Origin of the sequence: Pseudomonas sp. MIS38 (genome assembly GCF_019891575.1) — a bacterium.
GTDB classification, from domain to species: domain Bacteria; phylum Pseudomonadota; class Gammaproteobacteria; order Pseudomonadales; family Pseudomonadaceae; genus Aquipseudomonas; species Aquipseudomonas putida_A.
The window spans coordinates 62,482-75,585 of the sequence record NZ_JAFLXF010000015.1 but is presented as its reverse complement, the minus strand read 5'-3'; the positions used below and the strand labels follow the sequence as shown (position 1 = coordinate 75,585).

General features: G+C 61.8%; 18 protein-coding genes. All 18 read right to left on the bottom strand.

All coding sequences use genetic code 11. The features are described from left to right. Positions 1 to 504: a phage major tail tube protein gene (locus tag J1G18_RS17805; protein ID WP_085683143.1), complete on the bottom strand. Its 504-nt coding sequence runs from the start codon at positions 502 to 504 to the stop codon at positions 1 to 3. 12 nt (positions 505 to 516) lie between these two features. After that, positions 517 to 1,683, bottom strand: a complete 1,167-nt coding sequence (locus J1G18_RS17800) for a phage tail sheath family protein (RefSeq protein ID WP_223008178.1) — start codon at positions 1,681 to 1,683, stop codon at positions 517 to 519. A 102-nt stretch (positions 1,684 to 1,785) separates the two neighbouring features. Further along, positions 1,786 to 2,229, bottom strand: a complete 444-nt coding sequence (locus tag J1G18_RS17795) for a phage tail assembly chaperone (protein ID WP_223008177.1) — start codon at positions 2,227 to 2,229, stop codon at positions 1,786 to 1,788. 2 nt (positions 2,230 to 2,231) lie between these two features. Beyond that, positions 2,232 to 4,190 carry a phage tail protein gene (locus tag J1G18_RS17790; RefSeq protein ID WP_223008176.1) on the bottom strand — a complete coding sequence of 653 codons (1,959 nt, stop codon included), beginning with the start codon at positions 4,188 to 4,190 and terminating at the stop codon, positions 2,232 to 2,234. Then, on the bottom strand, positions 4,187 to 4,792 hold the full coding sequence (locus tag J1G18_RS17785) for a phage tail protein I (RefSeq protein WP_223008175.1): 606 nt from the start codon (positions 4,790 to 4,792) through the stop codon (positions 4,187 to 4,189). Before J1G18_RS17785 ends, J1G18_RS17790 begins: the two co-directional genes overlap by 4 nt. A 1-nt stretch (position 4,793) precedes the next feature. Next, positions 4,794 to 5,678 carry a baseplate J/gp47 family protein gene (locus tag J1G18_RS17780; RefSeq protein ID WP_223008174.1) on the bottom strand — a complete coding sequence of 295 codons (885 nt, stop codon included), beginning with the start codon at positions 5,676 to 5,678 and terminating at the stop codon, positions 4,794 to 4,796. Then, positions 5,675 to 6,001: a GPW/gp25 family protein gene (locus J1G18_RS17775; RefSeq protein WP_223008173.1), complete on the bottom strand. Its 327-nt coding sequence runs from the start codon at positions 5,999 to 6,001 to the stop codon at positions 5,675 to 5,677. The genes J1G18_RS17780 and J1G18_RS17775 overlap by 4 nt, the downstream gene beginning before the upstream one ends. A 5-nt stretch (positions 6,002 to 6,006) precedes the next feature. Then, complete coding sequence (locus J1G18_RS17770) at positions 6,007 to 6,270, bottom strand: hypothetical protein (RefSeq protein ID WP_223008212.1); 264 nt, start codon at positions 6,268 to 6,270, stop codon at positions 6,007 to 6,009. A gap of 57 nt (positions 6,271 to 6,327) precedes the next feature. Beyond that, on the bottom strand, positions 6,328 to 6,915 hold the full coding sequence (locus J1G18_RS17765; RefSeq protein WP_223008172.1) for a phage baseplate assembly protein V: 588 nt from the start codon (positions 6,913 to 6,915) through the stop codon (positions 6,328 to 6,330). Then, positions 6,912 to 7,451: a hypothetical protein gene (locus J1G18_RS17760; RefSeq protein WP_223008171.1), complete on the bottom strand. Its 540-nt coding sequence runs from the start codon at positions 7,449 to 7,451 to the stop codon at positions 6,912 to 6,914. The genes J1G18_RS17765 and J1G18_RS17760 overlap by 4 nt, the downstream gene beginning before the upstream one ends. A gap of 1 nt (position 7,452) precedes the next feature. Next, complete coding sequence (locus tag J1G18_RS17755) at positions 7,453 to 8,109, bottom strand: hypothetical protein (protein WP_223008170.1); 657 nt, start codon at positions 8,107 to 8,109, stop codon at positions 7,453 to 7,455. Then, entirely contained in the window at positions 8,106 to 8,420 is a 315-nt protein-coding gene (locus J1G18_RS17750) for a hypothetical protein (RefSeq protein WP_223008211.1), read from the bottom strand. The genes J1G18_RS17755 and J1G18_RS17750 overlap by 4 nt, the downstream gene beginning before the upstream one ends. Positions 8,421 to 8,422: 2 nt before the next feature. Next, the gene (locus J1G18_RS17745) at positions 8,423 to 8,635 is read right to left on the bottom strand and encodes a hypothetical protein (RefSeq protein ID WP_223008169.1); all 213 of its coding nucleotides are present in this window, start codon (positions 8,633 to 8,635) and stop codon (positions 8,423 to 8,425) included. 1 nt (position 8,636) lies between these two features. Then, complete coding sequence (locus tag J1G18_RS17740) at positions 8,637 to 9,665, bottom strand: major capsid protein (protein ID WP_223008168.1); 1,029 nt, start codon at positions 9,663 to 9,665, stop codon at positions 8,637 to 8,639. Between the two features lie 12 nt (positions 9,666 to 9,677). Continuing rightward, the gene (locus tag J1G18_RS17735; RefSeq protein WP_223008167.1) at positions 9,678 to 10,028 is read right to left on the bottom strand and encodes a head decoration protein; all 351 of its coding nucleotides are present in this window, start codon (positions 10,026 to 10,028) and stop codon (positions 9,678 to 9,680) included. A gap of 12 nt (positions 10,029 to 10,040) precedes the next feature. After that, positions 10,041 to 11,273, bottom strand: a complete 1,233-nt coding sequence (locus J1G18_RS17730) for a S49 family peptidase (RefSeq protein ID WP_223008166.1) — start codon at positions 11,271 to 11,273, stop codon at positions 10,041 to 10,043. Positions 11,274 to 11,275: 2 nt separating this feature from the next. After that, complete coding sequence (locus tag J1G18_RS17725; protein WP_223008165.1) at positions 11,276 to 12,883, bottom strand: phage portal protein; 1,608 nt, start codon at positions 12,881 to 12,883, stop codon at positions 11,276 to 11,278. A 2-nt stretch (positions 12,884 to 12,885) separates the two neighbouring features. Further along, positions 12,886 to 13,101: a hypothetical protein gene (locus J1G18_RS17720; protein ID WP_083366729.1), complete on the bottom strand. Its 216-nt coding sequence runs from the start codon at positions 13,099 to 13,101 to the stop codon at positions 12,886 to 12,888. Positions 13,102 to 13,104 lie beyond the last annotated feature (3 nt).

The following is a 13,104-nucleotide window of genomic DNA, read 5'->3' as shown; positions in this document are numbered from 1 at the left end:
TTAAAGGCCCAGGGCCGCACGTTCGTCTGCGAGCTGGTCGACGCCATCAATGACCAGCACCATGCCCAGCATGTCGATCTCGTAAATCACCCGGCCGGCGACTTCGAGCTTGTAGTAGGTCAATGCCATGTTGTGTTTGGTTTCGGCCTTCTCACCGGCCTTCCAGTCGCCCATGTCGACCTCCTTGATACCGCCACGCATGGTGACGATCACCGGGGTGACCTTGCCCTTGAGCCCCTTGAACGAACCTCGGAACACAGCGCTGCAGGCGGTGCGGTCGGACAGACCGAAGAACTTGAGCGCTTCGCGCCGCACACCGTTGGTGGTAAAACCAGCTTCGAGCTTTTCCACGCCGGTCGGGATCTCGACCTCGCCGGCCATGCCGCCGCCCCGATAGGCTTCGGTTTTCAGCACTACCTTAGGCAGGGTCAGGCTCGGCATTTCGCCGGCAAAACTGACGCCGTCGATAAACCCGGCGCAGTTGGAGAGAACTTCAGGAATCATCAGGGTGCCTCCTTAGGCAGGTTCAAGCACTTCGGTCATCCACTCGTTGGTGACCTCAAAAAGGAAGTTCGGGTTTTCCGCCGGCGGTACGTCGGTGAAGCGGATACGCCAGTACACCTTGCCCTGCTCGATCTGGCTGGCGGTGTTCAATTCGTGATCCGGAAACACCTCGAAGTTGATCACCGCGCCTTGGTTCTTCAGGTCGCGCATGAACGCTTCCAGTCCGTCGGTGACGTCCTTGACGTAGGTCTTGGTGATCGAGCGGTCGACCGCCCATTTGTGGCCGGCCTGCACCGCATCCATGAGGATGAACAGCGTGCGTACGCGGGTGACGAACGCCCATTTCGGATCGCTCGAAAGCGTGCGGTTACCCCAAAGGCGGTAGCCGTCGTCGCGAATGATCGTGGTGATATTGGCGTTGTTGAGCAGGTTGGCCCGACAGGTCTCATCGCCGTCCAGGTACTCGACCGCGCGGGTGGTGCCGGTGATGCCGGTGAACTCTTTGTTCGACGGCGAGGCCCAGAATCCGTAGATCGCATCCGTCCAGGCAAACAGGCCGGCGGTCCACGCAGAACCCGGCGCATCCACGGTCTTGCTTTCGCCGGTGTCCCAGAACTGCACACCGGGGTCGACCATGAACAGGTTGCGGCTGCCGAAATTGTCGGCGTAGGCCATGGCTTCCTCGTCGGTGGTGCACGGCCCGTCGATGATGCCAATGGCGCGCAGCTTCTGCGCCAGACCATCGATGGCGGTGGCCACCGCCTTAGTGGCCGAATGGCCAGGTGCGATCAGCAAACGCGGTTGGGCGTTGAACAGGCTTTTGCCATCGAGCAGTGCCTGCAGGCCAGTACGCTGCCCCGAGGCCAACACGCCGCCGATAATGGCCGATGTCTGCAGCGCCGGATCATCCATCTTCGGCACCCCGATGGCGACGATCACCGCCTTGGCTTTTTTGTAGATCGCCTGGCAGGCTCGGGTAACTGCCGATTCCGCGCCGAACGCTGCAATGGCTTCGCGCTCGGTGGTGATCAGCTTCAGTTCCCCAGCTTTGGCAGTGCCGCCGCCAAGCACACCCGGCGTGAAGGTGTCGCACAAACCGATGATCGAGGAAGACGGCAGCGTGATGGTGCGCGCGCCGGTGTCGACCGCTGTGGTCGTGACGCCGTGAAAGAAACTCATAAGGCTCGTTCTCCAGAAACGAAAAAGCCCCGCGTGTCTGCGAGGCTTGAAGTGTTGGTATTGCTTGAGGCGGAATGAACACGCCCCGACAGTGCGGGGCGTTCAGGTGGTTTGTGTTGCCAGCCAGGTCGGTGTCGGCGGACGGTGTTCTGCGAGCGGGAATTGTGAGCCTTGCGGCCAGTCGCGCAACTGCCGGCGGTAGGCCTGCAACTCCGTGTACTGCTCAACCGTAAGCGAGGATTCGCCTCCTTCTTCCAGCTCGTCGCGATGCCGGGAAACCAGCGGATCGGTCAAGGCCAGTTGCGCGTCACGCCAAGCCCGCTCGACCGCCTCCAGTTCGTTAGCATCGAGCGGCGGCGGATCAATCAACACCGGCTGACCATCGGGGCGGGACGACATTTTTTTAGGGCTGACCGACAACTCATCAAGCAGCGCCTGCCAAACACTTTCGGCTACTTCGACCACGTCCGCCGGCATGTCGGCGCCGTGGATCTCGGGGCGATAAGCCCCACAGGTGGTCGGACTGAAAAAAACAATCTTGCTCATACTTAATTCCCTATAGCCCGCCAGTAGGTCTGCCAATTCGCTTGAGCAGCCCCCGACTGATTTTGTAAGCGCAACGTACAGCCGGTCGCACCCAACCCCACCCCCATAACCGCGTGCATCAAGCACGATGACCCGACGTGCATTGGCATGATGTTGCGCAGTCCGTTAGGGAACGGGATAGGAAATGTGACGTACACATAGCCGTTCGCATCCGTCATGCCCGTGCCCCACTGCTCAATCAAGCCCGAGGGCAGTCGGTGATAACCGCTCCCCCCCCAAGAGCTGGCGAACTCGGGGGCATACTTCAGGGCAGACATACCGCTTTCAACGACCCACTGTCCGTTCCCTGCCGTAATCACGATGGTAGAAAGCGATTGGAGAGTCACGGAAGCCTGAGAATTAACGGTCAGCGCGCTAATAATGTCCGCACCCTGCCGAGTGATGGTGACCACACCCGGCGTCGTGTTGAACAGATAGAAATTGGTTCCGGTGGGCACCGAAGCAACAAGCGGCAGGGTCAGCGTCCCTGACGCCGCCAGAACAATACGACAGCCAGCAGCCGATGCACTGAGCGTTGCGGGCAATGCTCCAATATCCACACGCCCGGCAAAATTCCCCAGCGCCCGCTGCACAAATTCCGTCGTGGCCAGCGCCTTGCCGCTATCGAACTGCGGCTGCGTGATGAAGTGCGCGCCGCTCATCGTGCCTGCAAAGCGCAAAAGCACCGAACCGCCGACCAGTCGCCACTGGTCTTGCAGGCGGATAAACTCGGCCGTGTCGCCCAGGGCCAACACCAACGGGCCGGCCACACCGGTCGAGGTGTACACCACGTCTGTACCCGAACCCACGACTTTTAAGCCACCCGGGCCAGCACTGACCAACGTGATCGTGGCTCCCTGCGCAACACCTGCTGTCGGCGGCAAGGTCGCCGTGAGCTGCGTAGCGGCGGAGAAACTGTGCAGGCCGCCGACGTGCGCCGCCGAAAGCACCAGGCTCGCATCGCTGGTCGTGAACCCCGAGAACTCGATTCCGCGCCGCTTGAGAAATTCAGTCGTCGCCAGCGACTTGCTGCTGTCGAACTGCGCCGGCGTGGGAGCCGTGGGGTTGCCGGAAAACATCGGCGAGAACAACCGGGCAAAACCGTCTGTGATGTCCTTGAACGTCAGTGCGGTGGTGCCCACAACAATCTGGCCATCCGTTATCAGCTGCCAAATCGTATCGGCCTGAGTTGCGCCAACCTCGACCGCCACCGTCAGATTCGGCGTCACCTTGGTGTTGTTGTCCGCATCTTTTGCTCGCACCCAAGCTCCAACCGCCGCCACATAAGGACCGTTGTCCTTGGCAGCCGTTTGATTTTTCACCAGCACCCGGTCACCGGCGTTGATCGAAACGCCATCCACCACCTGTAAACCGACCAGGCTGATATTGGCCGTGGTGGCTGCTCGCACCGATTGCTTGATATCGAGCTTGCTCAGTTCCTCCAGAATGCGTGAATCGACCCACTCACGTGTCGCCAGCACCACCGCCGGATCGATCTTGAGACTGATCTGCGCGGTACTGGAAACAATAAGGTTCATCCGCACCACCTGCGTACGTCCCGAGCCCTGCGACAGGATTGGCTTGAAGCTCGGCGCACAGTTCGCCACCGCTACCAGGTCGCCGTCCGCATCGTACAGTCCGACCTCACGAATCCAGCGTCCCCCCTCATCAGCTGGAATCACCTGCTCGGCGATGATTACTGCCGCATTGACCGGATCAATGCGTAGCTGATTCAGTGGCCGCCGACGCCACTCGTTGATCAGTTTTGTTTGCTTGGCGCTGGGTTGCGGGTCAGTGCCATTCGCATCACCCAGGCCCATCTGTGTAATGTTCCAGGGAACCCCAAGCACGTTGGCATTCGCCAGCTTGGCGGCACCCACGTCCGTGAGGATCGCGAAGAACTTCGAATTCTCATCAATCATGAATAAATGTCCAAGGTGTCAATGGAGTGTTCCCGCCCAACCACACCGAAGTTGCCGGTGACGTTGATGTCCTGCATTTCAGGCGGGTAAATGTCGAGTTCGTCGCCGTCGTAGAGGCATGCACCAACATTCAGGTTGCCTTGCGTCTCAAGGCTGATGGCCAGCCCCGTCAACTTGCGGCTGACCGGTTTGGCGTCATCGATCAGGCGTTCGAGTTCGAGGTACATTTCCTCGGTGATGCCGGTATCCAGTACCCCGACCTTCAACGCAAAAGTGCCCGGCACGCCTTCTGGTACCGTGTTGAACCATTCGACGATCTCGATCAGGTAGCCCAGCGGTTCGACGACTCTGCGCAAGGCACCGATGGTGCCCTTGTGTTTGTGGATAAAGAACGACGCCTTGATGGCCGCGCGCTTAACCGGTTCCGACCAGGCTGGATCCCAGCGGTCGACCGACCAGGCCCAGGCCAGATGCGGCAGCAGGTGCTCCGGACAAGTGTCGGGGTTGTACAACGTGCGCAACGGAATCAACGTGGTTTCGGCGAATGTCGCCTCGATACCCCGTTCCAGGGGAGTGCTGTTGAGCGGCAAAAGACTGCGCATGTCAGCCTCCCAGTACAACGGTGTAACCCGTGCAATAAGCGGCCTGCGCCTTGGTGGGTTTCAAATCCTGCCAATCCTTCAGTTCCACTCGCGCAACACCGGCGACATGCAGCTGCGCATCGACCCCAGACCGGGCTACCTCGACGCCCAGCCGGCGCCGTGGATTGATCCAGGCTTCCAATCGACGGATCGCCTCGGTAAGCGCCGCGTCGTTCTCCGGGCCGGCGCCTTTCATGTGCAGCACGGCGTCGACCCGGTAACGCAGGATCTCGGCGCCGCGCACGGTGACGCGGTCGCCCACCGGCCGCACGTCATCGTCATTCACAGCCACAGCGACCAAGGCCAACAACTCCGGGCCAGCCGTGCCATCGCCCTCTAATCCCAGCACCGTGACGTCGACGCAGGCCGGCGCCGGGCTTTCCGCCGTGGCATCGGCGACCAGCGCCGAGGCGTTTCGTGCGTGGAGGATGTAGCTGTTGCGGGGGCCGGCAGTGGTCAGCCCCTCATAGGCCAGTTGTACACGCTCGCGCAACGCATCATGAGACTCCATGATCGCTGCAATCGGCGGCACAGCCAGCGGATCCGCCGCTTGGATCACCAGGCGCTTGAGGTTGACGTTGGCGGCCAGGTGATCCAGATCGGCGCCGGTGGCGTAGGCCAGTAACTGAGCCTTGGCCGCGTCGTTAACGCGCGCCCGGTTACCGAGCTTGATATAGCTACCGACCTCCAGCAGCTTTGTCACCGGATCGCTTTCCAGCGAGGCGGTCCAGTTCGGCCCCATGTGTCCTCTGAACACGCCTAGCACTTCGCTGTACGTGTCTTCAAAGTCCAGCGGTTCCAGCACGTCCGGTGCCGGCAGCTCCGACAGATCTACCAGGGTACTCATACCCACACCTCCAACGTGCCGCGCTCACCGAGGTATTCGCCGCTGATCTTGAAATTGATTTTCCCGCCGAGGACGGAGACAACCGCCACGCGCTCAAGCTTGAGCCGTGGTTCCCATTGGTTGAGCGCCCGCACGGCCTCAGCCTGCGCCGCGCTTTTCCAGCCTTCGTTGATAGGCAGGTCGACCATGCGCCGGAGCTTGCTGCCGTACTCCGGCCGTTCGCGACGGCTCAGCAGCGGCGTTCCGAGGATGTCCGCAACCGACTGACGTAGATGCTCGATGCCGGAGATGGGCTGCCCGGTGTGGCGATCCATTCCGATCATCGGGTCTACTCCTTGAGCTGCTCGTATTCAGGGTGAGCCTTGAGGTATTTCAGCGCGACGTCATCGCCCGCCTCGACCATGACCAAGCTCTTGACCACGGGAAGGATGCGACCGTCCGGCAGAACCACCGTGCGGGAGGTGTAGAGGGCGTCGCGAAACTTGATGAGCTGGTCAGAGGCATGGCCGGGGAATCCCTGAGCAACAGGGACAAGCCCTGATACTGGCAGTGCTTCCGCGAACGCCTCGACTTCAGATTTGACCTTGGTCATGAGTATCTCCAGGCATAAGAAAGCCCGCGCGCGGCGGGCTGATGGATGGGTGGGTGATCAGTGCTTGTGGTTGGCAGTGTTGCCGGTGGTGTCCAGGATCGCACCGTCGCTGGTGATGTTCTGCGTGGCGTGCAGTGGCCCGTCGATATTCACCGGTCCCTTGATGTTCACTTTGCCTTCGAGATCGATCGTTCCCGACTTCACGGTGACGGCGTTGTCGGTCACTTCGGCCAGGGTTGCCCCGACCTTGATGACGATCATGCCGGTGGGCAGGGTAATGCTGTAAATGCTGTCCTGCCAGTCGTAGACCAAGCGCCCGCCATCCTCGAAATGCCAGACTTCGACATGGTCACGGTTGTCAGGCGGTGGCCCGCCGTTACCGTATAAGCCGGGAATGAACGTGCCTTGTGCCACTTCGCCACTGGCACTGATCAAGGTGCCCTGCTCATTCAGGCTTGGCGCTCGCCAGTGCCGTGCCTTGCCGGCGGCGACGCTGTGCCAGCGCACCCAACCGCTGACCCACTCACCGTCCGAAACGCGGCACACCGGTGGTGACGCCGTAAGATCTACCGCCACCACGTAGCAGTCCTTAACCAGGCCGGCGAGCATGCGGTCATGCTGGGAGCTAACGTAGCCGCCGCTCATGGTAGATCCTCCGGCGCAAAGTACTTGTCCTTGTTGGCCAGACCGGTGTCAGGCTCCACGCCGAACAGCAACGTGCCCGGTGGTTGATCAGGCCACGGCCATTGCGTTTCGCCGAGGTAGATCTGCTGCGTCCATTCCACAACCCAGACGGTGTAGCCGTCCAGCTCCGGCTTGGTCCAGTCTTGCATGGCCTGAACAAACTCTGCCGGTTCGACTTCCACACCCCACGACTGCATTCGCAGCAGCACGGCCAACTGACCGGCGATGAACACCGCTTGCTGATGGTGATCGGGCTGGATCGGGTCGGTAATCACCCGCGCCTCAAACTTGCAGGACAGACCCGTTTCGCCCGTTCCCGGATCGAGTCCCGGCTCCATCTCCGCCAACTCGATCAGAACCGCCGGCAATGCGATGCGATCATCAATGTTCGGCCAGACTGCAACAGTCTGAATACCTGGCAGGTGATCCTGAATATGCCGTTCAATGGCTTGATACAACTGCTCCAGGCTGAACGGCTCATCGACTTGATCCGTCATGTCATGTCCCCTTCAGGTGTTTCTGCAGTTCAAAATTGAGTTCCTGCTGCAGGACGTGCAGCAACTGTTCATCGGCCTTGCGGATCCAGCTTTCGAAGTGTGGCCGCGCCTGCTCCAGCGACACCTTAGCTTTCGCCAGTGGAAAGCGGCTGCCGTGTTCGGCGATCCAGCCCGAACTGGCCCCGCCCGCCCCGCTGACATCGCTATCGGGATAGTCACTGGCGTCGAAATGCTTACTGGCCGTTCGGATCCAGACATCCGCGCTGTTGCCGTAAACCTTCTTGAAGAACGCCCCCTGAAAGCGGCGCCCCGCCACCGACACACCGGACCGGCTCTGCCGGGGCCGGCCGATGCGACTGGCTTCCATGGCGTTGAGGCCGAACCACAGTTTGCCGCTGTTCGCTCCACCCCTGACCGGGTAAGCTCGCAGCCGCTGCCGCACAGCAGCAACCGCAATGCGCTCCTGTCGGCCAACGGCGCGGGCAATTTGCGTGGCAAGCCATCGCAACGTTTTGTTGATGGCTCGCCGCTGTGCCGCAGCAGCGGCCTTGGGTACCAAAGCGGCGAAATCCTGAAAAGCTTTCAGGTCGGCCGCCGAGGTTTGCAGCGAGATCATCCCGCCACCGGCCGAGGGTTTGACATAGCTACCGACGCTCATCGTTTAGCCCTCAACAACAACGCTACCCAACCGGTGCCATCCGGTTCCAGTTTCACCAGGTCGTACTGGCCGCCGCCGTCTTGCGCCGGTAGATCAATAAGAACCAGTTGGCCCGGCTCAATTCCTGAAGCATCGCTGACGCGGATCTCGAACTGCGGCTCTCGTAGTGCGGTGTTGATCCGCCCGATGCGTGGTTGTAACCAGGGGGCAGAAAAGAAACCGGCGACCTCACGACCGCCGACCGTTCCCATGTCGCCCAGTCCATCCAGCACCAAGGCATCCATGTCTTCGCTCAACTCGCGAAAGCCCACAGTCATTCACCGTCGTCGACGTCGTCGGCTGTGCCTGGGTTGTCTCGCAGCAGTTGCTGGGCACGCGGATCCTTGATAGCGGCAATGCGGCCCTCAGCCAACAGCGCATCCGCCACCTCTTTGTTGGGCGGGCTGTAGGGCTCGCCCTTGACCACCACGCTCCGGCCGTCCTGCACGCAACCGTCGATCACCAAGTATTCAGCTTTTTTGGCCATGTCACACCACCTTGGCGTAGATGAAAGCGTCCGGCTCCAGCAAGCCGGCCAAAGCCGCACTCTGCAACTTCAGCCAGCGAGCGCTCGGCTCTTGGGTGACCCAGCTTTTCGGAAAGCGGGCCGCTTCAACCAGACCGCTTTCCACGGCCTCCAGATCCTGGATTGCGCCATACAGCATCGCGTTGCGCGTCGAAGTGGCACCGAGGATCAAACCGCCGACCGGGATCATTGGCTGTTCGTCGTCGTCATCGTCCAGATACCACTCGTCATAGCCGTACAGGTCGACGCCCGGATCGTTCAGGTAACCCAGGTAAGTCACGCCGTCGGGTAATTCCTCTGGCTTGATCATGCCCATGTCGACGCGGCGAGTGTTGAGTTGCTTCATCACCGTCGCATTGGACTGGAAGGCGTCCAACGCTTCGCCGCTCATCGCCACGGTGTTGGCCGTGCGGCCGGAGTCCTTGGCGATCTTGCGTTTCCAACTGCGCAGGTTGCCGATGGGGTCGCTGTCGGCCATGCCCCATTGCCCGCTGCCGAGGCTGATCCGGTGGTCGCTGGCCATCAGGAAATCGATGGTGTCGTCCACACCCTCGCCGATCACGCGAACCTTGCCGGTGGTCAGTGCCTGGGCGCACATCCACTCTTCGCGGCGGACGATCTCGTCGTCCAGGTCACGCAGATCCTTGCCCAACAACTGGCCCGCACGCTCCAGCGGTGTACGGGTGGCGTAGGGGTTGTCGCCGGCCGAACGCTTGAGTACCAGTTCGGCGGTGGTCTCGCGCTTGGGTTGGATGTACGGTGGCGTGTAGGTGCTGGTGGTGTAGCCCTCGCGCAGCGACAGGCTGCCCGGCAGACGCGGATTGACGAACGGCGCCATCTTGCGTTTGCCCTTGATGATGTCGATGTCCACGGTTTTGGTCGGGAACGTCACCGGAGTGCCACCGTTGAAAAAAGTGTTCAACAGAAAGCGGCGTGCGGTCGGCATCTGCTCGACCGCTTCCAGCATGGTGCGGGTATCAAAAATATCCATCGGAAACTCCGGTTAACGAACGAACAGGCACAGGGCTCGTAGCGCGGCTTTCGCCTTCGCTACGGTGAGCCCTTCGCCGAGAGTGAGTTGGGCGGCCAGCACTTCGCCGGTCAGTAGGATCGGTGCCGCCTGGACACCCTTGCTGGTATCCGTGGCCTGATCGAGGATCGCTGAGGGCACCTCGGAGCCGTCCGTGGCGGCGGCCTTGCAAAGCGCGTACTCGCCACTCGCTTGGACTTGGCCGAGGACGGCACCTCGCGGAAGGTTCTGGCCGGCGGCGATCACAGCGATGTCGATCATCACCGGGAAGGCGCCCGCTGAAAGCTGCTCGGGCACGTAGGTTTGGCGTTCTGGATTGCTCATGTTTTTCTCCTGTCAGCGGCGCGAGGCGCCCACGACGATGGCGTTGACCACGGCCTTACGTTCGCCCTGGTCATCGTTATCAGTCGGGGTCGAGGTCGAGGCGCCGGTGGCATCGGACTTGATCGCGTTCAGTGAAATGCCGCGATCCTGCGCCGCCTTGAACAGTTGCAGGGCGGTGGCTTCGACCGAGGTACCGGCATCGATAGCGGCAGCGATCTCGGTCTCGAATCCCTTGCTGGCCATGGCGTTGATGCCGGTGATGCGCTGCCGCTCAGCGGTCGCGCCCTCCTCGCGGCTCTGGGTGCGGATGCTCTCCACATCCGGCTGATTCGCCTGGGCGATCTGGATGGTCTGCGGATCCGTGCCGGCGGCCAGCGCCTCACGCAACTCCGCCGTGCTGCTGACGGTGGTCATGTTGAATTTCCTCGGTTGGGTTGCGGCCGTTTTGGCCAGTTCGGTAATCAATGCTTCAAGCGAGCCCAGACGATGGGCGAGGCCGGACTCGACAGCGGCAGCGCCGACACGCAGTCCGCCGAAGTCGCCCATCTCCGGAACGCGCTCCGGATCCACGCCCAGGTTCCGGGCCACCTTGGCTACGAACACGTCGCCCATGGCGTCGACGGTTTCGCCGACCTTGGCCCGTCCCTCTTCGGTGGACAGATCCACCCGTTTGTTGGGTGCGTTGCGGCTGACGATTTGGTAACGCTTGCGCCCTGTAGCGGCCTCGCCCTCCACAACCGCCTCGACCACGACGCCGATGCTGCCGGCGAGCGCGGTCTCGTCGATGACGATCTCGCCAGCCGCCGAGGCGATCCAGTAGGCCGCGCTGGCACCGGTGCCGCCGATGTAGGCGACGATGCGTTTGCGATCTCGGGCTGCATGGATGTGGTCGGCGAGCTCGTTGATGCCGGCGGCAACGCCGCCTGGGCTGTCAATGTTCAAAATGATTGCGCTGACCTTGGGGTCGTCCAGCGCTTTTTGAAGGTCAGTCGCCAGCACCTGGGTGCTGGTCGCGCCACTGATCTCGGTGAAGAGATTGGCGTAGCGAAACACGGGGCCGACCACCGGAATGATCGCTACCCCGTTGCGCACGCTGACGGTACGGCTGTTGTCTAGCCGCATGCCGGTGCGGGTCTCCAACGCCGCCGTGTCGCCCATTCGGTCTGCGATGGTCAGCAGGTTTTCCAGGGCGCCAGGCAGCATCAGCCAAGGCTGCGAGGCAGCCAGCTCAAATGCGCGGGGCATGGTTATTCCTCGTTGAGGTTGTTGGGTGGGGTTTCCTGCTCGCGCCCCTTGGGCAGGACGTGCAAGCCGTCCTTGCGGCGCTGCTCGACTTCGCGCACGCGCTGTCGATACACCTGCTGCCACGGCTCGCCGGTCATCGCGGCGGTTTCCAGCGTCTCATTGCTGACACCGATCTCGATGCGCTTGCCGGCGGCGTTGGCCTCCTTCAACTCATCGATGGCGCCACGGGCCGGACCGATCCAGATCGCCTGGCAGTAAGCCTTGCGCTTAGCCGGGTCCGCATAGCCCGGCAGCTGGATCAATCCACGCGCCACCGCCTCGTCGATCAGCAGTTCACGGCTGGGCTGGCAGAAGTCGCAGATCAGCCACCAACGGCGCAGGCTGTAAAAGCGCCACGCCTGCAGCATCGCCGCACGGGCCGCGCTGTAACTGCTGCTGTAGTGCAGCAGCAGTTCCTCCATTGGCTGCTCCAAAGCCGCGCCGATCTCCTTGACCACGGCGGTGAAGAATGGATCGAACTGCGCGTTGGGCCGGGCCGGGTTGGCAATGACCGGCTCTTCGCCCTGCCCTAGGTCGACAATCGCGCCCTCGCCCAAGGCGAGTTCGCCATCTCCCGTGGTATCGCCACCAGGACCGCCGCCTTCGTTCGCCAAGGCGGTCATCGGCAGGTTTCCGACCTGAAAGTCGTTGGTCTTCTTAATGAACACGGTGAACATGGCCGAGATCACCGCCGCCATCAGTTCGGCGCTGCTGTACCGTTCCAGTTTCTGCAGTGGCTCCAGCACCGGGGCCAGATACGGCGCGCCTCGCTTCTGCCCTGGGCGCTCCTTGTCGGCCATGACGTGCATGACTCGGCGTCTGCCAGTGGCTTCACCGAAAGCTGGCAAACGCTCCCATTTCAGCGCTTGGCCGGCGGTGAACTCGTTCGGGTAACCGGTGCATACGTGATAAGCCAACGGAGCGCCGAGTCTGTCGAATTCGACGCCGTCCACCAGGTTCGCGCTATCCAGCTGTCCAGCCGGATTGCATACCCGATCCGACTCGATCAGTTGAAGCCGTGTACTGAACACGCAGCCGGGACGTTCGTCGTCGGGGCTGGCAATCAATACATCTCCACCGACCATCGACGAGACCATGACCAGGGCCTGCAGTTGGTAGTGATTGAGCGTCGCTTCCGCGTCGCACTCACGTGGATCATCGGCATATAACGACCAGAGCCGGTCGAGCTGAGTATTGAGGTCCTCGGCCTGCTCCTCACTCAAACCGAGCGCCGCGTGATCAATCTGCGAACGGCAGACCAGACCGGTGCCGACTACGTTGGTGCGCAGGCGAGTGATCGCCGCTCTTGCGATCAGGTGATTGCGCATGGCATCCCGCGAACGAGCCACCAACATGCGCCGCTCGTTTTGGTCGAGGTCGCGTCGCGGGCTGCCGAGGCCGGGTATCCAGCTGGCCATACTGCGCAGCACGCGGGAGGCACCGCGCCAGCGCGTCTCAACACCACCCCCACCACCTTGAGCGACAATCGGTCGGGCCTCGTTTGCCGACTTGGCGAGCTTGATCGCCTCACGCATCAGCAACTCGGCCGGGTCTTTTCGAAAAAATCCCATAGTCAGATCTTCATGTAAGAGATGCGGTTACGGCCACGTCCCTGTTGTTGGGCCTGTTCCAGCGCGACCTCCTTCGCGTATTGCTGCTCGAGCAGGCGAAGGCTGTTCAGCTCGGCGCGATACAGTTCGCGATCCGCACGACGCAAACGCTGGCCTTTCTTCAGGACGTCAGAGATCGCCGCCCGGACTTCCGCGAGGCGCTGTTGTGCGTCTGTCATGTT

Excerpts from the sequence above, each read along its gene's own strand:
- J1G18_RS17740 (WP_223008168.1), bottom strand. The coding sequence starts at position 9,665 with ATGGATATTTTTGATACCCGCACCATGCTGGAAGCGGTCGAGCAGATG.
- J1G18_RS17770 (WP_223008212.1), bottom strand. The coding sequence starts at position 6,270 with ATGACCAAGGTCAAATCTGAAGTCGAGGCGTTCGCGGAAGCACTGCCA.
- J1G18_RS17720 (WP_083366729.1), bottom strand. The coding sequence starts at position 13,101 with ATGACAGACGCACAACAGCGCCTCGCGGAAGTCCGGGCGGCGATCTCT.
- J1G18_RS17805 (WP_085683143.1), bottom strand. The coding sequence starts at position 504 with ATGATTCCTGAAGTTCTCTCCAACTGCGCCGGGTTTATCGACGGCGTC.
- J1G18_RS17780 (WP_223008174.1), bottom strand. The coding sequence starts at position 5,678 with ATGAGTACCCTGGTAGATCTGTCGGAGCTGCCGGCACCGGACGTGCTG.
- J1G18_RS17795 (WP_223008177.1), bottom strand. The coding sequence starts at position 2,229 with ATGAGCAAGATTGTTTTTTTCAGTCCGACCACCTGTGGGGCTTATCGC.
- J1G18_RS17755 (WP_223008170.1), bottom strand. The coding sequence starts at position 8,109 with ATGAGCGTCGGTAGCTATGTCAAACCCTCGGCCGGTGGCGGGATGATC.
- J1G18_RS17775 (WP_223008173.1), bottom strand. The coding sequence starts at position 6,001 with ATGATCGGAATGGATCGCCACACCGGGCAGCCCATCTCCGGCATCGAG.
- J1G18_RS17760 (WP_223008171.1), bottom strand. The coding sequence starts at position 7,451 with ATGACGGATCAAGTCGATGAGCCGTTCAGCCTGGAGCAGTTGTATCAA.
- J1G18_RS17745 (WP_223008169.1), bottom strand. The coding sequence starts at position 8,635 with ATGGCCAAAAAAGCTGAATACTTGGTGATCGACGGTTGCGTGCAGGAC.
- J1G18_RS17800 (WP_223008178.1), bottom strand. The coding sequence starts at position 1,683 with ATGAGTTTCTTTCACGGCGTCACGACCACAGCGGTCGACACCGGCGCG.
- J1G18_RS17725 (WP_223008165.1), bottom strand. The coding sequence starts at position 12,883 with ATGGGATTTTTTCGAAAAGACCCGGCCGAGTTGCTGATGCGTGAGGCG.
- J1G18_RS17730 (WP_223008166.1), bottom strand. The coding sequence starts at position 11,273 with ATGCCCCGCGCATTTGAGCTGGCTGCCTCGCAGCCTTGGCTGATGCTG.
- J1G18_RS17765 (WP_223008172.1), bottom strand. The coding sequence starts at position 6,915 with ATGAGCGGCGGCTACGTTAGCTCCCAGCATGACCGCATGCTCGCCGGC.
- J1G18_RS17790 (WP_223008176.1), bottom strand. The coding sequence starts at position 4,190 with ATGATTGATGAGAATTCGAAGTTCTTCGCGATCCTCACGGACGTGGGT.
- J1G18_RS17735 (WP_223008167.1), bottom strand. The coding sequence starts at position 10,028 with ATGAGCAATCCAGAACGCCAAACCTACGTGCCCGAGCAGCTTTCAGCG.
- J1G18_RS17785 (WP_223008175.1), bottom strand. The coding sequence starts at position 4,792 with ATGCGCAGTCTTTTGCCGCTCAACAGCACTCCCCTGGAACGGGGTATC.